At 66.7% G+C, this 25753-nt stretch carries 28 protein-coding genes and 1 pseudogene; 12 read left to right on the top strand and 17 right to left on the bottom strand.

Annotated features, from left to right (window positions below; genetic code table 11):
- Positions 1–55 precede the first annotated feature (55 nt).
- Together EXV95_RS16475 and EXV95_RS16470 are read left to right on the top strand one after the other, a co-directional pair.
- The gene (locus tag EXV95_RS16475; protein ID WP_176887652.1) at positions 56–463 is read left to right on the top strand and encodes a VOC family protein; all 408 of its coding nucleotides are present in this window, start codon (positions 56–58) and stop codon (positions 461–463) included.
- Between the two features lie 164 nt (positions 464–627).
- Complete coding sequence (locus EXV95_RS16470) at positions 628–1920, top strand: RNA polymerase sigma factor (RefSeq protein WP_176887651.1); 1293 nt, start codon at positions 628–630, stop codon at positions 1918–1920.
- 54 nt (positions 1921–1974) lie between these two features.
- Here the strand turns inward: EXV95_RS16470 and EXV95_RS16465 are convergent, their stop codons facing one another.
- From EXV95_RS16465 to EXV95_RS16455, 3 genes are all read right to left on the bottom strand, one after another.
- Positions 1975–2379 (bottom strand): ribonuclease HI family protein, encoded by a 405-nt coding sequence (locus EXV95_RS16465; protein ID WP_121422968.1) that lies wholly within the window; start codon positions 2377–2379, stop codon positions 1975–1977.
- Positions 2380–2448: 69 nt separating this feature from the next.
- Positions 2449–2706, bottom strand: coding sequence for a DUF3297 family protein (locus tag EXV95_RS16460; RefSeq protein WP_010464995.1), 258 nt, complete (start codon positions 2704–2706; stop codon positions 2449–2451).
- Positions 2707–2809: 103 nt separating this feature from the next.
- The gene (locus tag EXV95_RS16455) at positions 2810–3391 is read right to left on the bottom strand and encodes an NnrU family protein (protein WP_055393683.1); all 582 of its coding nucleotides are present in this window, start codon (positions 3389–3391) and stop codon (positions 2810–2812) included.
- Between the two features lie 161 nt (positions 3392–3552).
- On the opposite strand from EXV95_RS16455, the gene EXV95_RS16450 reads away from it, so the two are divergent.
- Positions 3553–3855 carry a TfoX/Sxy family protein gene (locus EXV95_RS16450; RefSeq protein WP_176887650.1) on the top strand — a complete coding sequence of 101 codons (303 nt, stop codon included), beginning with the start codon at positions 3553–3555 and terminating at the stop codon, positions 3853–3855.
- A gap of 78 nt (positions 3856–3933) precedes the next feature.
- Here EXV95_RS16450 and EXV95_RS16445 read toward each other — a convergent pair whose 3' ends face one another.
- Positions 3934–4545 carry a PolC-type DNA polymerase III gene (locus EXV95_RS16445; protein ID WP_176887649.1) on the bottom strand — a complete coding sequence of 204 codons (612 nt, stop codon included), beginning with the start codon at positions 4543–4545 and terminating at the stop codon, positions 3934–3936.
- Positions 4546–4729: 184 nt separating this feature from the next.
- Here EXV95_RS16445 and EXV95_RS16440 point away from each other — a divergent pair, with 184 nt between their 5' ends.
- Both EXV95_RS16440 and EXV95_RS16435 read left to right on the top strand, forming a co-directional pair.
- Positions 4730–5755, top strand: a complete 1026-nt coding sequence (locus EXV95_RS16440; protein WP_218135466.1) for a M28 family peptidase — start codon at positions 4730–4732, stop codon at positions 5753–5755.
- A gap of 356 nt (positions 5756–6111) precedes the next feature.
- Positions 6112–6396, top strand: a complete 285-nt coding sequence (locus tag EXV95_RS16435) for a hypothetical protein (protein ID WP_176887648.1) — start codon at positions 6112–6114, stop codon at positions 6394–6396.
- Positions 6397–6426: 30 nt separating this feature from the next.
- Here EXV95_RS16435 and EXV95_RS16430 read toward each other — a convergent pair whose 3' ends face one another.
- The 5 genes from EXV95_RS16430 to dinG all read right to left on the bottom strand — a co-directional run bounded on the left by EXV95_RS16430 (position 6427) and on the right by dinG (position 11816).
- Positions 6427–7698, bottom strand: a complete 1272-nt coding sequence (locus EXV95_RS16430) for a PHB depolymerase family esterase (protein WP_176887647.1) — start codon at positions 7696–7698, stop codon at positions 6427–6429.
- Between the two features lie 61 nt (positions 7699–7759).
- Positions 7760–8185, bottom strand: coding sequence for a CopG family transcriptional regulator (locus EXV95_RS16425; RefSeq protein WP_121421728.1), 426 nt, complete (start codon positions 8183–8185; stop codon positions 7760–7762).
- A gap of 300 nt (positions 8186–8485) precedes the next feature.
- Positions 8486–8989, bottom strand: a complete 504-nt coding sequence (locus tag EXV95_RS16420) for a pyridoxamine 5'-phosphate oxidase family protein (RefSeq protein WP_121421727.1) — start codon at positions 8987–8989, stop codon at positions 8486–8488.
- A gap of 245 nt (positions 8990–9234) precedes the next feature.
- A complete protein-coding gene (locus EXV95_RS16415; protein WP_055401180.1) occupies positions 9235–9591 on the bottom strand; it encodes a zinc ribbon domain-containing protein YjdM in 357 nt (118 codons plus the stop codon).
- Positions 9592–9653: 62 nt separating this feature from the next.
- Positions 9654–11816, bottom strand: coding sequence for an ATP-dependent DNA helicase DinG (gene dinG, locus EXV95_RS16410; protein ID WP_176887646.1), 2163 nt, complete (start codon positions 11814–11816; stop codon positions 9654–9656).
- 228 nt (positions 11817–12044) lie between these two features.
- Here dinG and EXV95_RS16405 point away from each other — a divergent pair, with 228 nt between their 5' ends.
- On the top strand, positions 12045–13406 hold the full coding sequence (locus tag EXV95_RS16405) for a hypothetical protein (protein WP_255484765.1): 1362 nt from the start codon (positions 12045–12047) through the stop codon (positions 13404–13406).
- A 105-nt stretch (positions 13407–13511) separates the two neighbouring features.
- Positions 13512–13811 carry a hypothetical protein gene (locus EXV95_RS16400; protein ID WP_176887645.1) on the top strand — a complete coding sequence of 100 codons (300 nt, stop codon included), beginning with the start codon at positions 13512–13514 and terminating at the stop codon, positions 13809–13811.
- 64 nt (positions 13812–13875) lie between these two features.
- Here the strand turns inward: EXV95_RS16400 and EXV95_RS16395 are convergent, their stop codons facing one another.
- Positions 13876–14565, bottom strand: a complete 690-nt coding sequence (locus EXV95_RS16395; RefSeq protein ID WP_176887644.1) for an HAD family phosphatase — start codon at positions 14563–14565, stop codon at positions 13876–13878.
- Between the two features lie 49 nt (positions 14566–14614).
- Here EXV95_RS16395 and EXV95_RS16390 point away from each other — a divergent pair, with 49 nt between their 5' ends.
- Positions 14615–15694 (top strand): ankyrin repeat domain-containing protein, encoded by a 1080-nt coding sequence (locus EXV95_RS16390; protein WP_176887643.1) that lies wholly within the window; start codon positions 14615–14617, stop codon positions 15692–15694.
- Between the two features lie 15 nt (positions 15695–15709).
- On the opposite strand, the gene EXV95_RS16385 is transcribed toward EXV95_RS16390, so the two are convergent.
- The 3 genes and pseudogenes from EXV95_RS16385 to EXV95_RS16375 form a co-directional block, all read right to left on the bottom strand.
- A complete protein-coding gene (locus EXV95_RS16385) occupies positions 15710–17578 on the bottom strand; it encodes a radical SAM protein (protein ID WP_176889077.1) in 1869 nt (622 codons plus the stop codon).
- 343 nt (positions 17579–17921) lie between these two features.
- Positions 17922–18449, bottom strand: a complete 528-nt coding sequence (locus EXV95_RS16380; RefSeq protein ID WP_176887642.1) for a gamma carbonic anhydrase family protein — start codon at positions 18447–18449, stop codon at positions 17922–17924.
- A gap of 210 nt (positions 18450–18659) precedes the next feature.
- Positions 18660–19274, bottom strand: a pseudogene (locus EXV95_RS16375) (TetR/AcrR family transcriptional regulator); the annotation flags it as partial.
- A 152-nt stretch (positions 19275–19426) separates the two neighbouring features.
- On the opposite strand from EXV95_RS16375, the gene EXV95_RS16370 reads away from it, so the two are divergent.
- Positions 19427–20536 carry an MBL fold metallo-hydrolase gene (locus EXV95_RS16370; protein WP_176887640.1) on the top strand — a complete coding sequence of 370 codons (1110 nt, stop codon included), beginning with the start codon at positions 19427–19429 and terminating at the stop codon, positions 20534–20536.
- 1 nt (position 20537) lies between these two features.
- Here the strand turns inward: EXV95_RS16370 and EXV95_RS16365 are convergent, their stop codons facing one another.
- Positions 20538–21998, bottom strand: coding sequence for a PLP-dependent aminotransferase family protein (locus EXV95_RS16365; protein ID WP_176887639.1), 1461 nt, complete (start codon positions 21996–21998; stop codon positions 20538–20540).
- 108 nt (positions 21999–22106) lie between these two features.
- Here EXV95_RS16365 and EXV95_RS16360 point away from each other — a divergent pair, with 108 nt between their 5' ends.
- Positions 22107–22586 (top strand): OsmC family protein, encoded by a 480-nt coding sequence (locus tag EXV95_RS16360; RefSeq protein WP_176887638.1) that lies wholly within the window; start codon positions 22107–22109, stop codon positions 22584–22586.
- A gap of 1 nt (position 22587) precedes the next feature.
- Complete coding sequence (locus EXV95_RS16355; RefSeq protein ID WP_176887637.1) at positions 22588–23214, top strand: FMN-binding negative transcriptional regulator; 627 nt, start codon at positions 22588–22590, stop codon at positions 23212–23214.
- A gap of 181 nt (positions 23215–23395) precedes the next feature.
- On the opposite strand, the gene EXV95_RS16350 is transcribed toward EXV95_RS16355, so the two are convergent.
- From EXV95_RS16350 to EXV95_RS16340, 3 genes are all read right to left on the bottom strand, one after another.
- Positions 23396–24787: a homoserine dehydrogenase gene (locus EXV95_RS16350; protein ID WP_176887636.1), complete on the bottom strand. Its 1392-nt coding sequence runs from the start codon at positions 24785–24787 to the stop codon at positions 23396–23398.
- A gap of 126 nt (positions 24788–24913) precedes the next feature.
- Positions 24914–25060, bottom strand: a complete 147-nt coding sequence (locus tag EXV95_RS16345; RefSeq protein WP_176887635.1) for a hypothetical protein — start codon at positions 25058–25060, stop codon at positions 24914–24916.
- A gap of 71 nt (positions 25061–25131) precedes the next feature.
- Entirely contained in the window at positions 25132–25377 is a 246-nt protein-coding gene (locus EXV95_RS16340) for a 4Fe-4S dicluster domain-containing protein (protein WP_176887634.1), read from the bottom strand.
- Between the two features lie 70 nt (positions 25378–25447).
- Here EXV95_RS16340 and EXV95_RS16335 point away from each other — a divergent pair, with 70 nt between their 5' ends.
- Complete coding sequence (locus tag EXV95_RS16335) at positions 25448–25750, top strand: acylphosphatase (protein WP_121422963.1); 303 nt, start codon at positions 25448–25450, stop codon at positions 25748–25750.
- The last annotated feature ends 3 nt before the right edge of the window (positions 25751–25753 follow it).

Genomic DNA, 25753 nt, shown 5'->3' with positions numbered 1-25753 from the left:
CGCTTTGCAAAACCTTTCGTTTCGCTTTACCTTCCTTACTCCTCAGGAGCACCTCATGCACCCACAAATCTTCGTGAACCTGCCCATCGAGAACATGACCCGCTCGCAGGCGTTCTTCCGCGCACTGGGCTATGACTTCAACCCCCAGTTCACCAACGACCAGGGCGCCTGCCTGGTGGTGGGCGAAAACCTCTTCGTGATGCTGCTGATCAAGGACTTCTACCAGACCTTCACCAGCAAGACGATTGCCGATGCACGCACCACCTCCGAGGTGCTGGTGTGCTTCTCTTGCCAAAGCCGTGCAGAAGTCGATGCGCTGGTGGACAAGGCCGTGGCTGCGGGCGGCACCACACCCCGCCCCGCGCAGGACCTGGGCTTCATGTACTCGCGCAGCTTTGACGACCTGGATGGCCACACCTGGGAGTTTGTGCACATGGTGGACGCCAGCAAGGCGCTGGGCTGAGAAGGTGTGAAGGAGCCTGCCATGCCCGCTCGTCCCGCAAAAACGCACCCCCTCGGCGTTGCAAATGCTCGCCATAGCCCGAGCTATGGCTGCGCTTTGCGCCTTGATGGCGCACGTTTGTGCGGCCCGCTCGGGTACGCCAGACTCTTTCACAACTTCATCGCGTGACCCCCTCTGCCGTTCCCGACCGCGATGCCCTGCACCGCAGCATCGACTCGGTGTGGCGCATCGAGGCTGCGCGCATCATTGCCAGCGTGGCGCGCATGACACGGGACGTGGGCCGGGCCGAGGAACTGGCGCAGGACGCCCTGGTGGCAGCGCTGGAGCATTGGCCCACCACCGGCCTGCCCGCCAACCCGGCGGCGTGGCTGATGACCACGGCCAAGCGCCGCGCCATCGACCACCTTCGCCAGCAGGCGCTGCACACGCGCGAGAACGAAGCCCTGGGCCACGACCTCGAAGCGCTCGAAGCGCAGTACGCGCCCGACGTGGTGGACACCCTGATGCACGCACAGCAGGACGACATTGGCGACGACCTGCTGCGCCTCATCTTCACCGCCTGCCACCCCGTGCTGCCCACCGAGGCGCGTGTGGCGCTCACCTTGCGGCTGTTGGGCGGGCTCACCACGGCTGAGATCGCACGCGCGTTTCTTGTGCCCGAGCCCACCGTGGCCCAGCGCATTGTTCGCGCCAAGCGAAGCCTGTCTGCGGCCCACGTTCCGTTTGAAGTGCCCGGCCCCGCGGAGCGCGCGCCGCGACTGGCCTCGGTGCTGGAGGTGATCTACCTCATCTTCAACGAAGGTTATGCCGCCACGGCGGGCGATGACTGGATGCGCCCCGCTTTGTGCGGCGAGGCGCAGCGACTGGTGCGCGTGCTGGCCAGCCTGGTGCCCGATGAGCCCGAGGTGCAGGGGCTGGTGGCACTGCTCGAAATCCAGGCCTCCCGCCTGCCCGCACGCACCAACGCACAAGGCCAGCCCGTGCTGCTGATGGACCAGGACCGTGCGCGCTGGGACCACCTGCTGGTGCGCCGGGGGCTGGCAGCCCTCGACAAGGCCGAGCAGCTGGCACGCGTGGGCCATGCCTGGGGGCCCTATGCGCTGCAGGGTGCGATTGCGGCCTGCCATGCGCGCGCGCACCGAGCCCAAGACACCGACTGGCACCATATCGTGGCGCTGTATGACGCACTGCTGCAGGTGGCGCCCTCGCCTGTGGTCGCTCTCAATCGCGCCGTGTCGGTGGGCATGGCCCTGGGTCCGGCCGCAGCACTGGCCCTGGTGGATGAACTGGCCGCAGAACCCAGCCTGCGCCACTACCACTGGCTGCCCAGTGTGCGGGGCGACCTGCTGGCCAAGCTGGGGCGCCTGACGGAAGCTTGTGCAGAGTTTGAACGGGCCGCCAGCCTGACGCGCAATGCGCAGGAAAAGGCCTTGCTGCTGGCGCGAGCGCGAGCGTGATGGACATGACTTCCAGCCGGCGCGCTGCGTGAAGCAGGCCGGAGCAGGGCAGGATCAGCGCCGCCGCTTCTGGGTGCGGCCGTGTGGCGTGGCCACCTTGGGCGCCAGACCCAGCGCGGCCCGCGCCAGCGCATCGGCCGCCCCATTGCGGTGGCGGGGAACCCATTGCAGGTCCACCTGTGCAAACCGCTGCAGCACACGGCGCGCCTCGTCAAACAGCGGTGCCAGCCGCTCGATAGGCGCCACGGCCTGCTTGCCCAGTTGCTCCACCAGCACGCTGCTGTCGCTGAGCACCTGCACGGTGGTTGCCGTCGCCACCACCTGGGGTTCCAGCCACTGCAGCGCCCGCAGCAGCGCGCGCAGTTCGGCCTCGTTGTTGCAACCGGTGAAGGTCGTGGCTTCAGAAATGGTGTGTTGCGTGGCCCCACCGGGCCCCACCAGCACTGCCCCCAGCCCCATGCGCCCGGGGTTGGGCACGGCGCTGCCGTCGCAGTGCACCACCCAGTGGGCGGGTTCGGTGGCCACGGCCTATTTGTAGAACGCTTCGACTTTGCCCTTGAGCTTGATCATCAATGGCTGGCCCTTGCGGTCCACCGTCTTGCCTGCGGGCACTTTCACCCAGCCCTCGCTGACGCAGTATTCCTCGACATCGCTGCGGTCCTTGCCGTTGAAGCGGATGCCGATGTCGTGCTTGAACACCTCCGCCACATGGTGCGGGCTGCGGGGGTCCACCGACAGGTGATCGGGCAAGGGGGGTGGCGTGGTGGAGGTGGTTGCGTCGGTCATGCAGAAGGCTCAGTGTGAAAAGGCAATGGGAAAGAAAACAAAAACGGAAAGCGCGGATTCTCCGGGATTTGGTCCTGCAGTGCTGCGCCAAGCCCCTGCCGCCCTACCGCGCGAGAGGCGCAACGCCGATCAGCCAGGCATGCGCCCAGAACGCAAAGCCCACCCAGGCCACAGCGCCCACCACCACGGCCACGCCCGTGCCCGCCGCAGTGCCGGGCGCGTAGCCGGTGTTCATCGCCCGGTCGCGCTGCCGTGCGGCCCGAAAGCTCAGCACGGCCCACAGCAAAAAGCTGCCAAACAGCAACACATCGGCCAGGTTGCCGTTGGACAGCAAATGTGCCAGCGCCCACACCTTCACGCCCAGCACCATGGGGTGGTGCAGCCGGGCCTTGATGGCATTGCGCGGCACGTAGGTGGCGGCCAGCAGGATGAAGGCAATGAGCGTCAGCAGCGACGCAGCGTGCCGCATGCCAATGGGCGGCACCCACAGCACCACCGGCTGCTGCCGCGCCAAGCCATAGCCCCACACGATGAGTGCCAGGCCCACGGCGGAGACCAGTGAATACAACCCCTTCCACGGCATCTCACCCATGCGTGCCAGCGTCTGCGTGCGCCAGCCATCGGCCACGATGCGCACCGAATGCACACCCAGAAACAGCACCAGTCCAAGTACCAGATACGCCATGGAAAAGCCTTTCATGTCATCGTGAATCTGCGTGCAGGTAGTGCGATGTCAGCAGGCTGCATCGCCCCCGCATTTGTTGCTGCGGATTATGGGCAGGGCGCCCGATGTACTCGCTGTGTGGGGGCTTGCGATGATTGCCACGCGCCGCCATCATGCCGCCCATGACCGCCAGCCCACCCGAAGATCCACCGCTGCGAGCCTTGCCCAACCTGGGCCCAGCGTCTGAGCGCATGCTCCACGCTGCGGGCATTTGCACCCCCGCAGCATTGCGTGCGCTGGGCGCCGTTCCCGCCTTTGTGGCTGTGCGCCAGGCTGGCCAGCAACCCAGCCTCAACCTGCTGTGGGCCCTGGAAGGTGCGCTCAGCGGACGCGACTGGAAAACCGTGGCACTGCATGAACGCACCGCACTGCTCATGCAGCTGGACGACCTCAGCACACGGAATTTGCCCGGGGCTTATAAGTAAAAAGTGACCCTGTCGCTTTCCCATAAAGCGCTTGTAGCTATAAATTAAATAGCAAATTGGTGCGCGGGCCACGCTCCATCATTCCACCGCATGCTGCGCCAGCAGCGCCCCCACCTTGGGCTTGGCGCAGCGCTGCAGCGTTTGCAGCAGCGTGTAGCTGGGCTCCGCCACCCTCCAACGCGTGCGCAGGTCGTGCTGCATGCGCGCCAGCAGCGCAGCGGCCATCTCGGCATCGGCCAGCGCCCGGTGCGCCTGGCCCGTGCGCGGCAGGCCGTGGTAGTCCACCAGCGAGCCCAGCTTGTGGCTGGGCGCCTGCGGGTACAGCCGCCGCGACAGCAGCACCGTGCACGCAAACGGCTGCGGCGCGGGCAGCCCGGCCAGGGCCAGCTCGGCCTGCCAGAACTTGCTGTCAAACGAAGCGTTGTGCGCCACCATGGGCGCATCGCCCACAAAACGCGCCGCGTCCTGCATCACCCCCGCCGCATCGGGCGCGGCGTTCACCATCGCGTTGGTAATGCCGGTGAGCTGGGTGATGAACGACGGTATCCACGCGCCGGTTTTCATCAGGCTCTGGAACCGGTCCACCACCTGGCCTTTTTCGAGCAGCACGATGGCTACTTCAGTCGCACGCGCGCCCTGGCCGGGCGAGATGCCGGTGGTTTCAAAGTCGATGACGGCGATGGGGGGCATGGGGGTGGGTGCGAAAAAGAAAGGATTGTGCCGCTGTGCTTGACCGTCGCTGCGTGAGTCGGGTGGGGACGCGTGTTCTACACTGCCCCGCGCACTTTCTGGATAAATGAAAGGAGCTGGGACTCCGCGCAGCTGCGCAACCCCACGGGTGTGCGCTGCCTGGCAGTAAATAGAAAAAAGGCCCATGAAAATTTCACAGATTACCCTGCGTGTGGGGCAAAGTCTCCTGCGTATCACCGGCGCCCTCGCCGCCGTGTTTGGCCTGCTTCTGGCGGCCATACTGGTGTTCACCACCATGCCGGGCAGCTCGCACCGTGGCGCGCTCCCAGCCGCCAGTGCTGCGCAGCAGGCGCTGGCGCAGCAGTTGCGCCAGCACGTCCAGGCCATCGCGGCGCAGGAGCACAACGTCCACTACCCTGCGGCCTTGGAAGCGGTGGCGAACTATCTGGAGTCGGAGCTGGAGTCTTACGGCTACCAGGTTCTGCGCCAGGAGTTCCTGGCGTCGGGCGTGAAGGTGCGCAACCTGGAGGTCACGGTCCCCAGCCAAAGCGCACCCGGCCAGCGCGTGATTGTGGTGGGCGCCCACTACGATTCGGCGCGTGAAACGCCGGGCGCCAACGACAACGCCACGGGCACCGCTGCGGTGTTGGCGCTGGCCCAAAGCCTCAAACATCTGGGTGCCACGGCGCAGTCGGATGTGATGCTGGTGCTCTACACCAACGAGGAGCCACCCTATTTCAAAACCCCGCTGATGGGCAGCCATGTGCACGCCCAGGCGCTGAAAGCCAAGGGTGTGCCGGTGACGGCCATGCTGTCGCTGGAGACCATGGGCTATTTTTCGGACGTTGCAGGGTCGCAGAAGTACCCGTGGCCCCTGAACCAGTTCTACCCCACGCAGGGCGATTTCATTGCTTTTGTGGCGACGCCTGGCGACCTGGGTCTGGTGCGCAAGGTGGTGCGGTCCTTTCGGTCCCTCGCTGTGTTTCCATCCGAGGGCATTGCGGCGCCCCGGCGCATCCCCGGCGTGGACTATTCAGACCACGCGGCCTACCTCGACGCAGGCTATCCCGCGTTGATGGTGACCGACACCGCCCCCTACCGCTATCCGCACTATCACACCCGCCAGGACACCCCGGACAAGGTGGATTTCGACCGGCTGGCCCGCGTGGTTCAGGGGCTCGAAGGCGTGGTGCGCGACCTCGCGCATTAGGGCAACGCTGAACAAGTCCCTCGCGCACCGCGCATCCCTGCTTTGGGCGGTCTGCCGCGTTGCAAATCCTCGCGATAGCTACGGCTATCGCTGTGGTTTGCGCCTTGCATCCCATCCCAAACCATGGCGCGCGCCATCGCGGGGACTTGTTCAGCGTCGCCTTAGCCGGGCGCACCAAAGACTGAGGAGTCGCGGTGGGGGGGTGATGCCATCGCACACGGTGGCGAGACTCTCTGGCACGAAGAGCCTTTTCTTGGCGCCCTGTAATGGCCTGTAATCGTCAGCGCGCATTCGGCTGCCTACATTGACTCCCCCGGCCCGACACATCGTCGAGCTTCATCTTTGAGGAGTTCCACATGGCTACCACCGTCACCATCGCCCAAGACACCACCCGCGAAATCGATCTCGGCAACTCCAACGGCATGAGCATTACCGCTCCACTTGCCCGGGCCAGCGTGCACGTCGACTATCAGAATCCGGCGGGCTCTGGAAACTACAGCAGCGCGATCAAGGGATCGGCCGGCTACGGCAATCCGTTTACGGTGCCCGCCGGTGGCACCAAGGCCGTTCTCAAGACGGATCTTGAATCGGAGCATGTTCGCGTTGGCGCCAGGGATGCCGGCATCACCGTCACCTATTGAATGTTCTGCGCGATCTTGCGCGGGTGCTTATCAATCCCTCGCAGCGCGCGGATGCTCCAGAAAAAACCGCAGCATCTCCTGCGTGGCAGCCACGCCGCGCGGGTCGGTGTGGCTGCCGCCCGCATGCCCGCCGGCCCACGCATGTCCTGCGCCGTGCAGCACCCAGTGTTCTGCCACCACGGGGCTGGGCGATGCCCTGCTGGAAGAGGCCGGGCCTGGCCGTGCATATACCCTGCGCGTGTAGCCCTGCCCGCTGGTGGACTGGCCCGTGTGCACGGCCTCCACCGTCTGTGCTGCACCGCCTGGGGCGGTGGCCAGGGCGGTGAGCGTGGCCTGGACCAGTTGCTCGCCGTTGTGGGCGTGCACGGTGGTGTCGGCGTCGCCATGGAACACGATCATCGGCGGAGGCGGCAGTGCAGGGGCCTCGGCGGTGGGGTGGGTGGCGGCTCCGGGTTTGGCGCCGTTTTTCATGGCCGACAGCGCGCCCATCACGTTGTGCGCCGCGCCCGCCTGCAGGCCAGAGTGCACGCCCACAGCGGCAAACAGCTCGGGGTACTCGCGGCCCAGCAGTGCGGCCATGGCGCCGCCAGCCGACAGGCCCGCCACGTAGACGCGTTGCGCATCCACCGGGTGGCGCGCCATCACGTCCTGCAGCATGGCGACGAGCAGCGCGGGTTCGCCGCTGCCCCGGTGCTGGTCGCCGGGGCGAAACCAGTTCCAGCAGCCGTTGGGGTTGGCGCTGTGGGGTTGCTCCGGGTACAGTACCAGGGCGTTGGCGGGGGCGGCGGCGTCGTTCATGCCCGTGCCGGTGGCAAAGTCCACGGGGTTCTGCGTGCAGCCGTGCAGCATCAGCACCAGCGGCATGGGGGTGCCAGCCGTGGCGCCCGGGGGCACGTAGAGGTGGTAGTGGTGCGGGTGGCGCCGTGCATCGGCGTGGGTGAAGACCACGCGGGTGAAGCTGCCGGGCGGCTCAGCCAGCGGGTGATTGCTGGCGGCGGGGCGTGGTGCTGTGGGGGCCTTTGGCTCGGCCTGGGGGGTGGGGGCGCTGCGGTCGATGACCACGGCGTCTTCCACGTCTTGCGCGGTGTTGGCATTGCGCCAGCGTGGGGCCTCTTCACCTGCGGGTGATGGCGCTTGCAACGGCGTAGCCCCTGCGCTGGCAGGTGTCGGTTCGTTGCTGTGGCGCGCCACGGCTGCGCCCAGGGTCTGCTGGATGGCCCGCGTGGCGTCGGCCAGCTGACCACTGCGCACCAGCTGGGTGGCTTCGCCCATCAGGCGCTTGAGATTGAGGTTCCAGTCCATGGGGACTCCTTGGTGGTTGGTGCGTCCGGCAGCGGTGCGCTGCGGTCCGGGTCGGTGGTGTTCAATGCATGCGCCCGGCCAGGGCGGCCTTGACGGCCGCACTGGCATGGAACGCGCCCAGTACCGTCACCGAGGCAATCGTGGCCTGCGCCAGGGCGGGCGGCACGTCGTCGTCGATGCTGGCCAGGCCCAGCACGCGGATCTCCAGCGCCTGGCCCGCCGCCAATACGGCCTCCAGCTCGGCCCGGCCAAAACGCTGCAGCCCCAGCACAAGCATCTTGCGGGCCACCACCTGGCGCACGGCGTCGTTCTGGGCAGTCAACTGATTGCGGATGGCGGTGCGGATGAAGTCGGTGCGGTTGGCGTAAAAGCCTTCGGAGACGAGGAGGTCAATGTGGCCCAGGTCCACGAAGCCCAGGTTGATCGTGACCTTCTCGGACTCGGGCACCTTGCCGCGCGACGGGGCGATGGGAACGATGTTGTTCATCGGGGAAACTCCATAAAACATCCAATGGGATGGTGTATGGATGGCATGTGGATGCCTTGGCGCGCTGTTTCAAGAGCTGTGGCCCAAAGAAAAAGGAGCCCCTGGGCTCCATGGTTCGGTGGTTTTGCTATGAAATATGTAGCTTCTAGCGCTTGATAGGAAGGCGCTGGAGCCCATTTTTTCTTGAATTTCTGTGCAAGACGCTGACGGTGCTCCCGGCATCGCGGCAGGGTGCGGCGTGCCTCCGGCCCCTGCCCCACCTTGGGGAAACAGCCGCCCGGGGGCCTGCCGCTCAGCCTCTCAGTACAAGGTCAGTTCCTTGTGCTCGCCCAGGCTGCGCGGTGGCTCGCCCGTGATGGCGGCCTTGGCCATCTTGAAGAGCTGCACCATCTTGCTTTCATCCACATCCCAGTATTCGGCATGGCGGATGCGCACGGCCAGCAATGCCAGGTTGGGGTCGGACACGCCACCCGGGAACCACGCCTGGGCCATGGGGGACCACAGGGCTTGTTTTTGCGCATGGTCGTCCACAGCGCGGGCCTGGCCTGACAGCGACACGTAGCTGTCATCGTCCGGGTTGGCATACGACACGTTGACTTCGCCATCGGTCAGCAGGCGTTCGTACAGCTCGCCCGACTTGGGGATGAAGAAATACAACTCGCCGTGTTCGTCAAATTGGCGGTTTTGCGTGGTGAGCGGGTGCGCGTGCAGCATGCCCGTGGAGGTGCGGTGCGTGAGCATGCCAAATCGAATGTCCTTGATGAGCTTCCACAAGGTTTCGTGGCCGGGGGTGTCGTGGTGCATGGGGGGCTTCCGTGAAATGGAGGGGGTGCTACGACTCTAGGCCGCCCGCGCCATGCGCCGCGTCGTCCCCCTGCCCGCCTCTGCGTGGGCGCTTGTCCGACATCCGTCCTACCCGCCCAGACAGGATGGGTCAGGACCGGGCGTTACCTATGCTGTCCGTGCGGCTGCACCGGTGCCTCCGCCTTGCGCAGCACCTGCCGTGCTGTCACGGTAAAGCGTGGTGCGCCAGGTGGAGGGAAGGCGCTTCACGCCTTCTTCAAAAACTCCGACTTCAGCAGCATGCTGCCCAGGTCGGTCTTGCAGTCCACGTTGTGGCCATCGGCGCCGTCGACCAAGCGGATGCTCTTGATCTTGGTGCCCTTCTTGAGCGTGGACGACGAACCCTTGACCTTGAGGTCCTTCACCAGGATCACCGCGTCGCCGTCGGCCAGCGGGTTGCCATTTGCATCCCGGACGATGCCGTCGCTTGCATCGGCGTCTGTGTCCGCTGCATCAGCCACCTGCGGCCATTCAAACGCGCAGTCAGGGCACACATAGTTGCTGCCATCGGGGTAGGTGTTCTCCAGGCCGCATTGGGGGCAGGCAGGGGTGGTGTGGGGCATGGTGGGGTCCTCTCTGTCGTTGTTGTAGTGGTTGTGAAATCGGTGCGCAAAGTGTCGCCGCTTCAGAGCGGCGCGCGTTGCTCCAGCGCAAACGGTGGCAGCCCTTTGAGCAGCCGCTGGCCGTAGCTGGTGCGCGTCAGGCGCTTGTCGTAGCAGTACACATGCGCCATGTCTTCTTCGGTGCGAATCGCGCGGCCCACCCACTGCGCCAGACGAATGGCCGTGGCGGGCACCACCAGTTCGCTGAAGGGGTCGCGGCCCACGGCGCGCAGCCATTCGGCGCGGGCTTCGCCCACGGGGTCGTCGGGCGGGGCAAAGGGCAGCTTGGTGATGAAGACCGACTCGCACAGCCGTCCCGGCAAATCCAGCCCCTCGCCAAACGACTGCATGCCAAAGATGACCGAGGGCTCGCCGTTTTCCACCCGCTCACGATGGCGTTTGAGCAACTGCGTGCGCGGCAGTGCGTTCTGCACCAGCACCACGCTGCGCATGGCGGTGGGCAATGCGTCCACCGCCTGGCGCATTTGCTCGCGCGAGGTGAACAGCACCAGCGCGCCGTATTCCACGCGGGCAATGTCGTGCAGCAGCGCATCGACCATTTCGGTGGTGAACTGCGCGGCGTTCTTGGGGTCGGCGCGCGTCTCGGCTGCAATCAGCGTGCCCTGCGCGGCGTAGTTGAAGGGGCTGGGCACTTCGAGCGTGGTGGCTGCCTCGTCGCCATGCAGGCCCGCCTCGCGCAAGAAGAAATCAAAGTGCCCGCAGCTGGTGAGCGTCGCCGAGGTCAGCACCGCACCGCGCACCGCGCTCCACAGGTGGTTGCGCAGCGTGGTGCCGGGCAGGATGGGGCTGGCGTGCGCCTTGACCACGATGAAGTCGCCATCCACCTCCAGCGTGAACCATTTGGCGGCGGGCACCGCGCCTTCGGGCGCATCCTGCAGCAGCAGTTGCGCGGTGGCGTGCAGCTCTTCCAGGCGCGGGGCCAGCATGCCAATTTGTGCATACAGCGTGGACAGGCGCTTGGCCTCGTCGGGCTTGTCGCGCATCTCGGCGCGCAGGGCTTTGCTGATGGCGCGCAGGGCATCGAGGAAGCCTTCGGCACTGGCGGCCAGCAGGCCCAGCGGGGCAATGAGCTGTTCGGGCAATTCGCCGCGTGGCACGCGCACGCGCGCCGGGCCCCAGGCGCTGGGCTGGCTCTTGAGCTGGGCGCCATACACATCCATCACGATGCGCGCCAGGTCCTGCAGCGTCTGCCGCAGCTGGGCCGAATGTTTGGGGATGTCGGCAATCTCTTCGACCTCCAGCAGCGCGCCAATGCGCAGGCCCCGGCTGGCAAGGCGCTCGATCCAGGTGATGCGCGACAGGTCCATGCTGCACGCAAACTGGTCGAGTGCCGTGGCAGGCAGATGGTGGGCTTCGTCCAGCACCAGGAGGCAGTTGTCCAGCTCGGGCAGCACACGGGCGCCCAGCGACGACAGCAGCAGGTCGTGGTTGGCCACGATCACCTGCGCGCCCACCAGCTCCTTGCGTTTGTCGTAGTAGGTGCACTGGCTGAAGGCGGGGCAATGCTTGCCGGTGCACGAGGCACCCTCGGCCGCCACGGGGCTCCACACCTCGGGCTCGGGCGGCGTGTCCAGGCTGTCGCGGTCGCCATCCCACGCGCCTTTCGATAGCGTCTGCGACATCGTCGAATAGAACTGGATGCGCGCCTCGGTCTCGTGCCGGGGGCGCTTGGCGCGGGCGGCGGCTTCCTCTTCGGCAAACAGGTCGTCTTCGCCCTCTTCTTCCGCCTCGCCCGTGCCCGCCAGGCGGTCGAGCTTGAGCTTGCACACATAGCGGCCGCGCCCCTTGGCCAGCGCAAACTTGAAGGGCTGGGGCAGCAGCGCGGCCAGCGCGGGCAGGTCTTTGTTGACCAGCTGCTCTTGCAGCGCCACCGTGGCCGTGGAGATCAGCACCCGCGTGCCGCGCGACAGCGCCAGCGCAATGGCAGGCGCGCAGTAGGCCAGCGACTTGCCCACGCCCGTGCCCGCCTGGATCACGGCGATGGACCGCGTGGGCGCGTCTTCACCACTTTCTTCATCCACCTTGCCCAGCGTGGCGCTGCTGAACGTGCGCGCCACCTGCTCGGCCATCAGCCGCTGGCCGGCACGGCTGCGAAAACCCTCGGTGGCTGACACCACCGCATCGAAAGATTCAAGGGCCTGCGCGGCCCACACCTGTTGAGACATACAGTAGTGTCGCATGCCGAAGACAGGTTGGCGCTGGGCAGTGCCTTGTGGCGGATGGGCGGGCTGTCCCCCCGCAGCTGCCTTGAAAGAAAATCCCCGCACAGCTACAGGAGAGCAAAGATGCAGGGGGGAAATGCGTGGGAATATGGGCTGAACTGCGGTTCGTTGCTGCGCTGCAGGCCATGGGCAATGGCAAGCGCAAGCTGTGTTCCGGGTGGAGCGAAAAGTGTGCAACGCATCCTGCTGCGGACGCTGGGGTTCGTGCTGCTGCTGTGCACGGTGAGTGCATCGGGCGCATGGGCACAACAACCCGCATCGTCGGCTGCCCAGGCAGGCAGCCCTGCGCGCCAGCGGTTGCTGGCGCAGGAGCTGGTGCCGCAGCAGCCTGCCCGGTACGCATGGATCCGCGCGGCAGAGGCCCAGGGGCAAGGGGCCGATGCGCTCTATCTGCGGCTTGCATTGCTCGACGAATGGCTGCTCGCACTGGAAGGGCGGCCGGCGCAGGTCGGCCGCACCATCGAAGTTGCCATCGCTCACGGGCGCGAGGTCGATGCGGACGATCTGCAGCGCCGAGCGCGTGCGGTCTGGCCCTCCCTCCTCAAAGCCCAGCTGCGGCCGCTATGGGACATGGACGGCCCCGATGTTCCGCTGCCGTCCGAGCTGGATGCCCTGGGCGCGGACAGCATTGCCCCAGAAGGCCCTGGCCTCTGGGTGCACCGGGCCAAAGATGGGCGCCCCCGGGGCCTCTACCTTTGGCTGGGCGTGCGCAATGGGCTGGGCGAGCCCGTGCCCTTGCCGGAGTTTGCGCTGCGCCTGGGCCGCCCCGGCCAGCAAGCGGCTGCGCCATTGATGCAATGCTATTTGCCCCGGTACAGCACGCGGCAGCTCATCCCGCCGCAAAGCACGCAGCATTACCTGTGCCGCGCGGGCGAGGGTGGTTTTGGGTTGCCGCCGACGGGCGTGGGGTGGCTGGCGCAGATGGGTGAGTGGTTCAGCCAGGGGGCGTCCCTGCAGACCGAACTGCCCCAGCACGACCAGGCCCTGTCGCGCACAGGCCGGATCCTGGGCCAGGTGGACAACCCGGCGGTGGACGACTTCCTGCGTGGTGCCCGTGAAGCCACCGAGAAGCAGCAACAACTACAAAAAGAACGAGCCCAGGCGGAGGCAGCAGCGGCGAAGAAGGCCCGTGAAGCCACGCCAGCGCGCCGCTCTGGCGAGTCGCTACCGCTCTGGCTCAAGCGGGTGGCGTTCTTGGGCGGGGTGGTGGGCGCATTGGTGCTTTATGTCCTGCTCGCGCACCACGTCAGCGTGGCAGTGGCGTCCGGGGTGCTGTGGTTCGGCCTGGCCATTCCGAGCGCGATCTACTTGCGTTCGATCTGGACAATGGGCGGGACCGACGGCTGGGGCAAGCTCGTGGCCATTGTCCTGTCAGGTGCCGCCATCGCGGCGCCTTTTGTGGGCACGCTCGCTGCGTACACGGTCTACAAGCTGGTGGTGAGCGCGCGGGCGCGCCGCAAGGCGATCCTCTTCTTGCTCGGCGTGATCGTGGTCATCGTGCTCCATGCGCTGGAGCGGTGGTTGTTCTGGTGACAGCAGGCTCCGCACGCCCGCAGCGGCGCAGGGCCTGGGCCTACAGCGCGGGGCGGCCAGCGGCGCTAGGGTGGAGGGACTCCACGTTGCATACCAAGGCCCCGCATGAAAACGACCCCCACAGCCCGCCGCAAGGAAGAGGAGATCATCCCCTCCGCCCCTGTGCCCGCCCGCACCGAGCGGCGCGTGAACACCACCCAGCCCCAGCCGCAGCCCGGCAGCGGACCCGAAGACCTGAGCGGGCCCGAACCCCTCCTGCCCCACGAGCGCGACCAGGCGGTCAACATGACCGACGGCGAACCCGACGCCAAGATGGAGCAAGCCTACCGTGATGTGAAACGTGGACTGCAGGACACGGACCGGGGGCCACCGGCCGACAAGGCGCACCAGAAGCAGAAACGGTAATGCTACAAATTTGATAGCTGTTTGCGCTTGATGGATAAGCGCTAGAGGCCAATTCTTATCAGTTTTACGGCACCCGCGCCGCCCTGAACCAGCGCGGCAGGTGGTCATGGGCGTGCACCAGCGATTCGAGCACGCCGTGGCTGCGCTCCACCACCTCAATGCCCGGCGCTTTGAGGTCCGGCACGATCACTACCGCGACCCCTGCGGCTTGCGCCGCGCGTGCGCCGTTCTCGCTGTCTTCAAATGCCAGGCACTGTGCGGGGTCCACGCCCAGGCGCACGGCCGCCAGCTGGTACAGGGCGGGGTCGGGTTTGCCACGCGGCACCTCGTTGCCGCCAGCCCAGGCGTGAAAGTGCTGAAGCACGCCCACCCTGCCCAGGCGGTGCTCGATCTCGTCGCGCCGCGACGATGAGGCCACCGCGCAGGGCACGCCTGCTTGCCCCAAGGCGTGCAGCAGCGATGCGGCGCCGGGTTTGAGGGGAAACAGGGGCTCTGGCCCTGCGTCCCACAGGCGCGCAGCCACATCGGACTGCACCTGTTCGAACATCTGCGGGCCACCCAGCAAAGCCGTGAGCATGGTGTCGGAGTCGGTGGACGCGCGCCCCACCACCTGCAGGTAGTCGGCCTCTGCCAGTGCAATGCCCCGCGCCCGTGCGGCGTCGAGCCAGGCGCGCAGAGTCACGCGCTCGGAGTCGACCAGCAGCCCGTCCATGTCGAAGATGGCGGCGGTGAAGGGCGGGCGAGGTGTCTGCATCGAAATATGATGCCTGCAAAAACCACTGCTTCAGTCCATCCGAGGGAACATGGAAACAACGACGCGATTCACGCTGGTCTGCAAGAACGACACCGATGCCGATGCACTGCATGCGGTTTTCAGCACTCCCGGTGGTGCCGGGCTTGAAGCGGCGGTCAAGGCCTTCTTCGCGGCCCGCAAGCTCACCATCCACCCCACGGACCACCTGGGCTTTGACCGCTACGAGCGTTCGGGCCTGGTGATCGATGCGGCATTCACCTCGGGCTCTGCCGATGTTGGTGATTTCATCAAGCCCTTGTCCAAGGTCTGCCATGCGCTGCATGCCGAGCTGGTCGATGACGAGGTCGCCCGCAAGCTTGAATATGGCTTCATCGACGGCAAGAAAAAGCCACCCGCTGATGTGGTGGCGCTGATGAAGACCCTGGCCCCGACCGCCCAGCTCGGCCGGGTGGGAAAGATCATCGAGGCTGCCGAGCGCGAGCAGAACGACCCGACCTATGCCTTCATCCGCGCCATCGGGTTCTCCAAGAACCAGGCCACCGTGCAGGCCCTGCTGGAGAAGGGAGCCGACCCCAACAGCAAATTCTCTTCAGGCTACTCCTGCCTGAACAAGGCCATCACCGACAAGCGCGTGAAGGTCGTGCAGCTCATGCTGGAGCATGGCGCCGACCCCAACCTGCCGCACAAGGGCTATCCCAACCTGTACGAGGCCTGTCGGTTCTCTGCACCCAAGATCGTGGACCTGCTGCTGCAGCACGGTGCCGACCCCGATGGGCGCGCTCAGGGCGCATCGGAAACCAGCTACCCCATCGAGATCGCCATCTACTACCACCAAGCCAAGATCGTGCAGTCGCTGCTGGACAAGGGCGCCACAACACGCGGCCTGCCCAAGCTGGCCAATTTGCTGGAGCTCACGGCCCGCTCGTTCGACGCAATGTACGAGAACCTGGACGGCAAGCTCGCTATCATCAAACTGCTGGTGCGCGACCCGGCGTGGAAGGCCGAACTCGTGCAACGCTGTGACCGGCTGACTGGAATGCTCCAGCAGTCTTTCGCTGCCTACAAGTACCAGACGCCCAAGGACCGCAAGGACTTCGACGACATCCTGGCTTTCATGGCGGCTGCTTGAAGAAATACTGCGGGCTCAGCCGCGCTGCTGCAGCGCCCGCTCGATCCGGTCACGCCGCACCGTCGTCTTGGGCACCTTGAACGGGAACCACGTGCGTACGTCTTCTTCGAGCCCGATGCCGTGCATGTAGTTGTAGATGGCCTTCTTGAGCGCGCCGCCCAGCGCGTCGTGGTCCACGCCCGTGGGGTCGATGAAGGCCACGTCGTTCTTGGCAAAGTCACCCGGCGGCAGGGGCGCCAGCGTCACGCCGTATTCCTCGGGGTTCTTGCCGACGGGTGAGTGCACGGTGCAGGCAAAGCGGTGAAAGAATCCGCTCTGGATGCAGCCATTGGCGAACAGCTGGCGCACGTATTCGAGCGCGTCCACTGTGTCCTGCACGGTCTGGGTCGGAAAGCCATACATCAGGTACGCATGCACCAGGATGCCCGCGTCGGTGAACGCCCGCGTCACGCGCGCCACCTGGTCGACCGACACGCCTTTTTTCATCAGCGTGAGCAGCCGGTCCGATGCGACTTCGAGCCCGCCCGAGATCGCGATGCAGCCGCTGTCGGCCATCAGCTCGGCCAGGTCGGGGGTGAAGGTCTTTTCAAAGCGCACATTGCCCCACCAGCTGATGCCTGCGTTGCGCGCGATGAGTTCGGTGGCCAGTGCCTTGAGCGCCTTGGGCGGTGCGGCCTCGTCCACGAAATGAAAGCCGGTCTGCCCCGTCTCGCGCACGATCTGCTCGATGCGGTCGGCCAGCACGGCGGCGCTGGCGCCCTCGTAGCGGCTGATGTAGTCCAGACTCACGTCGCAAAAGCTGCACTTCTTCCAGTAGCAGCCGTGCGCCACGGTCAGCTTGTTCCAGCGCCCATCGCTCCACAGGCGGTGCATGGGGTTGAGCATGTCCAGCAACGACAGGTAGCGGTCTAGAGGCAGGCCGTCCCAGGTGGGCGTGCCCACCTCGGCGAACGCAATGTCGGCTTCCATCATGTTGATGTACTGCACCGCGCCATCCTCACCGCGCACGAAGGTGCGCACCAAGCGCTGGCGGCCGCGCTCGCCGCGCAGGTGTTCCAGCAGCGCCAGCAGCGGGCGCTCACCGGCGTCCAGCGTCACGTAGTCAAAGAAGTCAAACACACGCGGGTCGGCCAGTTCGCGCAGTTCGGTGTTCACAAAACCGCCGCCGAGCACGGTGGCGATGTGTGGGTAGCGTGCCTTGATGGCCTGGGCGATGCGGAAGGCCGCATATACGGACCCGGGGAACGGCACTGACAGCAGCACCACCGTGGGCTGGTGGCTGGAAATCGCCTCGTGCGTGAGCTGCTCCAGCAGCGCGTCCACCAGCGTGGGTGTTGCCGCCAGCGCGTTGGCCAGCGGGTCAAACGTGGGCTGGCTGCCGGCCAGCGATTCGGCATAGCGCACAAACTCAAAGCGCTCGTCCACTGCGTCGCGCAGCACATCGGCCAGGTCGTTCAGGTACAGCGTGGCCAGGTGCTTGGCCTTGTCCGTCAGGCCGAGCGCGCCAAAGGCCCAGCCCAGCGGGTCGCCGCCTTCGTCATCCACATACACATCCAGCGTGGCAAAGCGCGGGCCCTCGGGCAGGTAGTTCCGTCCCACGATGCGGTGCGCCAGCGTGCTGTCGCGGCCTTGCAAGAAGGCAATGGCGGGGCCGATGGTGGCGAGGTAGCGGTCCTTTTGCGCCGCAAAACTTTGCACGGCGGGGCTCTGCTTTTTGGCGGGCAGCGCATCCACCTGGGCGGCCACGGCGCGCAGCCCTTCGGGCGAGAGCAGGCGCAGCACCAGCGCCAATGCCAGGTCTTCCTGGAACGCAGTCAGCCCCCGCGAGCGCAGAAAGCCCGTGAGGTAGGCGGTGGAGGGGTATGGCGTGTTCAGCTGCGTCATCGGGGGGATGACGGAGAGCACGCGCTGGGCAGTTGAGGCGGGGGCGACGGCAGACATGGTGGAAACAGGCAATGGGGCGATGCGGTGCCGCCGCAGGGGTCGTGGAACCCCCGATTATCCCGGCCCGGCTTTATCCCTGGTGGGCGGGGGGCGCCGGGGGCACCGCAGCCGCGTGGGGTGTGCCGCTAGGGATGTCCTGCATCACCCTCGCGAGTCGGTGGTAGTGCGGATCAGGACAGGCCGCAAGGCGTCTTTTCTTGCCAATAGCGGGCTATTGGCAAGAAAAGCAACGCAGCGGACTGCCTGAGACCGCGCTATCACAGACCGCAGGGAGTGATGCAGGTCATCCCTGGTAGTTGTTCTTCACCCGCACATAGTGCTCGGCTGAATATTTCAGGTACGCAATCTCTGCATCGGTGAGCGCGCGCTGGCGCACCGCAGGGCGGCCGATGTAGAGGTACCCGCTCTCCAGCACCTTGCCGGGCGAGACCAGGCTGCCTGCGCCCAGCATCACGCGGTCTTCGATGATGGCGTCATCCATCACGATGGAGCCCATGCCGATGAGGCATTCGTTGCCGATGCGGCAGCCGTGCAGGATCACCGAATGGCCCACCGTGACGTAGTCGCCGATGACCAGCGGCGAGCCTTCGGGCTTGCTGGCGTTGCGGTGTGACACATGGCCCATGGTCAGGTCCTGCACGTTGCTGCACACGCCCACGGTGATGCGGTTCACATCGCCGCGCAGCACGGCATTGCACCACACCGAGCTGTCGCGGCCCAGCGTGACGTCGCCGATGACCTGGGCAGAGTCGTGGATGAAAACGCCGGTGTCCAGGACCGGGGCGATGTCGAGGTAGGGAGCGAGGGGCATCTTGGTGTCAGGCTGCGTGGAAAGAACGGGCGAGCGTAGTGCAAATCGCACTTCACGCCGGCTTGCCGGCCAGGGGGGTGGCGTGGGTCAGCGCGCTGGGGCGCGGCGAAGGGCAGATTTCGCAGAGGTTGCAACAGGGGCTGCCGCTGCCTTGCCCGTGCTTCCAACCCGGGCTTTTTTTGCGGGGGCCTTGGCCTCCTGGGTGGGCGCGGCGTAGAACCCCAGGAACATGTCCACCGCATCCCCTACCACTTGCGCTTGCTGTGCGGCGCTCAAGGGCGGCTGCCCCATGGCCAGCTGGGGCCAGAACGCAAATGCCTTGACCATGCCCTGCAGTTGCTGCGCGGCATAGGGCACATCCATGGTGGCGCGCAGGCGGCCATCTTGCTGGGCCGCGCGCAGCCAGCGCGGCAGGCCCTCTTCCTTGGCCGAGAGCTTGGCGGTGATGCCGCGCGCGCGCTCAGGGGTGTGCATCATGTCGGCCATGGCCACGCGGCTCAGGTCGATGAAGCTCGCGTCGTTGAGCAGGCGCATCTTTTGCGCCAGCAGCTCCAGCAGCTGGTCGCGCAGCGGGCGTGTGGGGGTGTAGGCCAGTTCGTCGGGTGACTGGCTGCGCTCCCACATCAGCAGCAGGATGGCTTCGAACAGTTCTTCCTTGCTTGGGAAGTGGTTGTACACCGTGCGTTTGGACACATCCGCCGCAGCGGCCACGCGGTCCATGCTGGTGCCGTTGAAGCCGTGTTCGCGGAACTCGCCGATGGCGGCCTGCACGATGGCATCGCGCTTGCGGTCGGTCAGGCGAGGGGTGGGCTGGGAGGCAGTCATGCGCAAATTTTACACCGGGTAGTTTACTTTTCTAAAAAGTGAACTACACTGTGCAGTGTAATTTCTATGTCGCAGATCCGGTGTCACTCTCCATCGTCCCCCGCCGCCGTCTGCTCCCGGCACTTTGTGTCGCCTTCGTTGTACTGATCGCCATGGCCTACAGCCTCTTTTCCCGCGCCGCCCAGCCGGTGGCCGCCTATGAACAGTCGCCGCAGTTCGCGGGTGGCAAATTTCGCAACGTGGCACCCCGCCATGCGCTGGGCGCCCTCAAGACGCTGGAGGTGATGTGGCGCTTTGCCACCGGCAAGCCCGACGACTCGGTGCCGCGCCAGCCCGTGCCGGTGTACGCGGTGATGCGGTCAGACCTGCTGGCCGCGCCCGACCTGAGCCTGTGGCGCCTGGGGCACTCCACCCTGCTCTTCAAGATCAACGGCCAGTTCTGGCTGACCGACCCGGTGTTTTCCGAGCGCGCCTCGCCGTTCCAGTTCCTGGGCCCCAAGCGTTTTCATGCGCCGCCCATCACGATTGACGAGCTGCCGCCCATTACCGGCGTGATCCTGTCGCACGACCACTACGACCACCTGGACTACGCAGCCATCCAGAAGCTTGCGCCCAAGGTGGAGCACTTCATCACGCCGCTGGGCGTGGGCGACCGGCTCATCGGCTGGGGCGTGCCTGCGGCCAAGGTGCAGCAGTTTGACTGGTGGCAGGGCACCACCATTGGCGGGCTGCAGCTGGTGGCCACGCCTGCGCAGCATTTCTCGGGCCGGGGCCTGTCAGACGGTAACAGCACGCTGTGGGCTTCGTGGGTGCTGATCGCGGGCCAAGGCGCTGACCAAGTCCGCGTCTTCTTCAGCGGCGACACGGGCTACTTTGACGGCTTCAAGGCCATCGGCGAGCGGTTCGGCCCGTTCGATCTGACGCTGATTGAAACGGGCGCCTACAACGCCGACTGGCCGGACATCCACATGCACCCCGAGGAGAGCCTGCAGGCCCATCGGGACGTGAAGGGGCGCCATCTGTTCCCCATCCACAACGGCACGTTCGACCTGTCGCTGCACCCCTGGGTGGAGCCGTTCGAGCGCATCACCGCCCTCGCAGCGGCAGCGCAGGTGCCGCTGGTGGCGCCCATCATGGGCGAGCGGCTGGACATCCGCGCGCCCGCACTGTCCACGCACTGGTGGCGCAAGGTGGAGCCGCAGGCCGAGGCCGCGGCAGTGGACCGCAGCGTGGCCCTGGCCCCGCAGCCAGGCGCGTGGTGATTTACCGCATGCGCGCCAGCCCGCCCACCACGCGCGCGGCGGCCACGATCTCGGCTTCGCTATAGCCTGCATACCCCAACAGCCAGCCACGCCGCGTGGACTGCATCGCATAGCGCGATAGTGGCGCCAGCATCACCCCGGCGGTGAGCGCCTTGCGGCTCAGGGTCTCGTCGTCACTGCCTGGGGCGGCTTCGTACAGCAGGTGCATGCCCCGGTCGCTGGGCGCCAGCTGAAGGGCCCCACCGCTCGCCTCGGCCAGCGCATCGATCAGCACCCGCTGGCGCGCCTGGTACAGCTCGCGCATCTGCCGCAGGTGGCGCAGCAGGTGGCCTTCGGCAATGAAGCGCGCCAGCACCGCCTGGGTGTCGCCCGGTGCATGCCGGTCGGTGATGGCGCGGGCCATGGCAAAGGCCTCCACCAGTGCGGGCGGCACCACCACAAAGCCCAGGCGCAGGCCGGGGTGCAGCGTCTTGCTGAAGGTGCCCACGTACAAGACGCGCTCCGACCCCGGCAGGCTGCACAGGGCGGGTACGCGCTGGGCAGCGCCGCCGTACTGAAACTCGCCGTCGTAGTCATCTTCCACCACCCAGGCGTCGTGCGTGCGCGCCCATTGCAACAGGGCCTGCCGCCGCGCCAGCTGCATGCACACGCCGGTGGGGAACTGGTGCGTGGGCGTGACCACCGCCATGCGCGCGCCGGGCCACTGGGCCGCACCCTCGTCGATGCGAAGGCCCTGCGCATCCAGCGCCACAGGCCGCGCCAGCACGCCGTGGCCCAGCAGGCTGGCGCGGATGCCCGGGTAGCCGGGGTCTTCCACCAGCACCTCGTCGCCCACGTCCAGCAGCAGCCGCGCGATCAGGTCGATGCCCTGCTGCGAGCCCGAGCACACCACCACCTGCGCCGCATCGCAGCGGATGCCGCGCGACGCCCACAGCCACAGTGCCACGGCCTGGCGCAGTTCGGGGTCGCCCGCAGGGTCCAGGTACTGCGCGCGTGCGCTGCGCTGGCCGGGGCGGGCCTGGCGCGCCAGGCGGTCCCACAGCGCAAACGGAAATGTGTCCACCTCGGGCGCGCCGATGCGGAATGCGCGTGCCGCCACATGCGGCGGGCGCCAGCGGGCAGCCGTCTCGGCAATGAGCTGCCCGCGCCGCGAGAGCCCACGCGGAGGCGCCACCAGCCCTTGCGTGGGCGGTGCGCCCGCGGCCTGCGAGACATAGGTGCCGTCGCCCACGCGTGCCTCCACATACCCTTCGGCCTGCAGGCGCTGCACGGCCCACAGCACGGTGTTGCGTGACACGCCCAGGCTGGCTGCGTGCTCCCGCGACGGCGGCAGGCGCGTGCCCGCCGGCAGCCGGCCCTGTTCGATGGCGCTGCGCAGCTGTTCGTACACCTGCTGGCGCAACTGGCCCAGGCGCCCGTCCCGGGAGGCGGTGGTCTTGGGATTGGCTCCGGCAACTGGCATGAATTGGCCCCTTGGTTGTGGTAATGCAACCATAAACTGAAGAGCCATTTTAGAAATCCCGGGCTTGTGTTTCCTCCAAGGCCCGGCCACCGCAAGAAAGACCTATCCATGGCCGAGCACACCGCCACTATCACCTGGTCCCGTGGCAACGATGACTTTCTGGACAAGCGCTACCACCGCGCCCACACCTGGCAGTTCGATGGCGGCGCTACCGTGGCTGCGTCGTCGTCGCCCCATGTCGTGCCGCTGCCGTATTCCGACGCGGCAGCGGTGGACCCGGAAGAAGCCTACGTCGCGGCCCTGTCGAGCTGCCACATGCTGTGGTTCATGGACTTCGCCAGCCGCGCGGGCTATCGGCTCAACAGCTACGCCGACGCCGCCGTGGGCACCATGGCCAAGAACGCGCAGGGGCAGCTTGTCGTCACCCACGTGCAGTTGCGCCCCGTCACGCGCTTTGATGGGGCCCACGCGCCCAGCGCTGCCCAGCTGGACGACCTGCACCACCGCGCCCACACATCGTGCTTTCTGGCCAACTCGGTCAAGACGCAGATCGACTGCGCGCCCGTGCTCGAAGTGGATGGTGCCTGACATGACCATTGCCAACCGCCAGTTTCAAGTCACCGACCCGGCCGTGCAGCAGGGACTGGTGCAGGCCCAGCCCCTGGCCACCCTGGTTGTGTCGCACGAGGGCACGCTGCACGTGAACCATGTGCCTTTGTATCTGGACCCCTCGCGCGGACCGCACGGCACGCTGGTGGGCCATGTGGGGCGCGGCAACGGCGTGTGGCCGCTGCTGCCGCAGCACGCCGTGGCCGTGTTCCACGGCCCCCAGGCCTATGTGTCGCCCTCGTGGTACCCGTCCAAGGTCATCGACGGCAAGCAGGTGCCCACCTGGAACTACGCCACCGTGCACGCCCACGGCACGCTCAGCGCGGTGGACGATCCCGTGCAGTTGCGCGCCATCCTGCACATTCTGAGCGAGCGGCACGAGGCGCACCGCCCCGACCCTTGGCGCATTGACGATGCCCCGCCCGACTACATCCACAAGCTGCTGGGCGCCATCGTGGGCATCGAGCTGGCGGTGGAGCGTTGGGAAGGCGTCTGGAAGGTGAGCCAGAACCGCACCGACACCGACCGCGCGGGCGTGGTGCAGGGCCTGATGGCCGAGGGCACATCTGCAGCACAAGACATGGCCGCGCTGGTGCGGGCGGCTTGATGCCTTGAGTACACGCCAGCATCAAAATTGATAGCTTCTGGCGCTTGATAGATAAGCGCTAGAGTCTGTTCTGATCAGATTTTTTGACGTTGGCTGAATTCATTCACCACCGTTCGGGCTGAGCCTGTCGAAGCCGTGCGCGGCGCTTCGACAGGCTCAGCGTGAACGGGTTGTGGGCGAATCATCCCTCCAGCAGCTCCACCCGCAGCGCGACCACTGGCCCGGCCACCGCAGGGTGGGAGGCCAGTGCGTGCACGGCCAGGTCTACCGTGGCTTGGGCCACGGCATCGGTCAGCACCAGCACTTGGGGCTCGCTGCCCGTGGGCAGCGCTTTGTCGCAGGCCAGCTCCACACGCTGCACGGGCACGTGCTGCGCCGCCAGCCAGGCACCCACGGCTTCGATCTGCTGGGCGCTGTGCACAGGCACGCGCAGGTAGTGGCGGGTGTGCACGGCTGCGCGGGGCAGCACGGCCAGTTGCTCGTCCATCGCCTGGGGGTGAAACCCCAGGTGCGGCACGCGCTGCTGCGCACGGGTGCCATCCAGGCGCGCCACGTCCACCAGATCTGCAATCACGGCCGATGCGGTTTGCTCGGACCCCGCACCCGCGCCGTAGAACATCGTCACGCCCGAAGCATCGCCCTTGACCATCACCGCGTTCATGGAGCCGTTCACCTGCGCCAGCAAATGCGCGGCAGGCACCAGCGCAGGTTGCACGCGCAGCTCCACGCCGTCCACATCGCTCTCTTTGCGCCGCTTGGCCACGCCCAGCAGCTTGATGCGAAAGCCCAGCTGCTCGGCGCAGGCCACGTCCAGCCCCTGCAGGCGGGTGATGCCCTCCACCTGCGCATCGGCAAAGCACACCGGCATGCCGAACGCATTGGCCGCCAGCAGCGAGATCTTGTGCGCAGCGTCGATGCCCTCGATGTCAAATGTCGGGTCCGCCTCGGCATAGCCCAGCGCCTGGGCCTGCGCCAGCGCTTCGGCAAAGCCCACACCCTCATCGCGCATCTTGCTCAGGATGAAGTTGGTGGTGCCGTTGATGATGCCCGCCACCCACTCGATGCGGTTGGCCGTCAGGCCCTCGCGCAGCGCCTTCACGATGGGGATGCTGACCGCCACCGCGCCTTCGTAGGCCACGGCCACGCCGTGCTGGCGTGCTGCGGCAAAGATCTCGTTGCCGTGCGTGGCCAGCAGCGCCTTGTTGGCCGTGACCACATGCTTGCCCGCGCGGATGGCGGCCAGCACCCAGTCGCGCGCAGGGCCGGTGCCGCCAGCGGCTTCCACCAGCACATCCACATCGGGGTGTGTGGCCACCTGCATGGGGTCGTTGGTCAGGGCCACATCTTTGCCCACCACGCTCATGGCGCGGGCGAGGCTGCGGGCGCAGACCACCACCAGCTTGATGTCCCGCCCTGCGCGGCCTGCGATGAGCGCCTGGTTGCGTGCCAGCACGCGAAAGGTGCCCGCGCCCACGGTGCCAATGCCGATCATGCCCACGCGCAGGGGGCGCATGGCCGTGGCGGACGACGGCAACGACGGGGCTTCGAGGGACGGGACGGGATCGCGGTACATGGACTTCTCCGGCTAACGAACGAACAAACAAAAAAACCCAGCTGCCAGAGCTGGGTTTCGTGCATTCGTCTTGGGGGAGAAGAGAGCGATCACCAGGTGGCTGCCGAAACGGCCACCTGCGCGTGCTCAGGTGGCCGCGGTGGTAATGGTGGTAATCATTCGTGCACCCAGTGCCCGCTGTTCACCATTGGCCCGCGTGAGTGCGGGCGGCATCATGCCCATGCCTTGGAAGGCAGCGGCGCGTGCGGTGAAGGGGACGGAGGTGTACGGCATGAAGGGCGCAGTGTACCGGATGCGTGCCGGGGCCCGTCAACCCGTTTCTGTGGGCCTGTGGCGCGAAGGACTCACCGGCCTTCGGTGGCTGCCACGCGCACCATGCGGATCGCATCGAACGGGCAGCGCACCGCACACAGCGCGCACCCGGTGCAGCCCGGCGCATCGTGCAGGGTGGAACACTTGGGACCCCAGGGCCTCGTGCCTTGCACCTGCAGCGACAGCACATGCGGCGGGCACACCGCAATGCACCAGCCGCAGCCGGTGCAGCGCTGGGGGTCGATGGTGGGCAGTGCCTTGGGGGTGGTCGTGGTCATGTGGTGCGGTGGTGCTGGCAGTGTGCCCCTGGAGCGGGCTCCCCACAAGGAGCGCGCTACAGTGCCCCTCATGAACGCAGAACCCCACTCCACCATCACCCGCCATCTGTTGATCACCGGCCATGTGCAGGGCGTGGGCTACCGCTGGTCCATGGTGCAGGCCGCCGAACGCCTGGGCGTAAAGGGCTGGGTGCGCAACCGCCAGGATGGCCGCGTGGAGGCCTGCGCATGGGGCACCGAGCAGGCCGTGCTGGCCCTCATCGACTGGGCGCATCAGGGGCCTGTGCATGCGCGGGTGGAACGTGTGGTGGTGGGCAATGTGCCCGATGGTGGCGAGGCCCCGCAGGGGTTTGTGCAGCGAGAGACGCTGTAGCTG

It is taken from the genome of Acidovorax sp. JMULE5 (assembly GCF_013376875.1).
Classification (GTDB): domain Bacteria; phylum Pseudomonadota; class Gammaproteobacteria; order Burkholderiales; family Burkholderiaceae_C; genus Acidovorax; species Acidovorax facilis.
The sequence above is the reverse complement of the archived record's forward strand: the minus strand, read 5'-3'. Positions and strand labels throughout refer to the sequence as shown.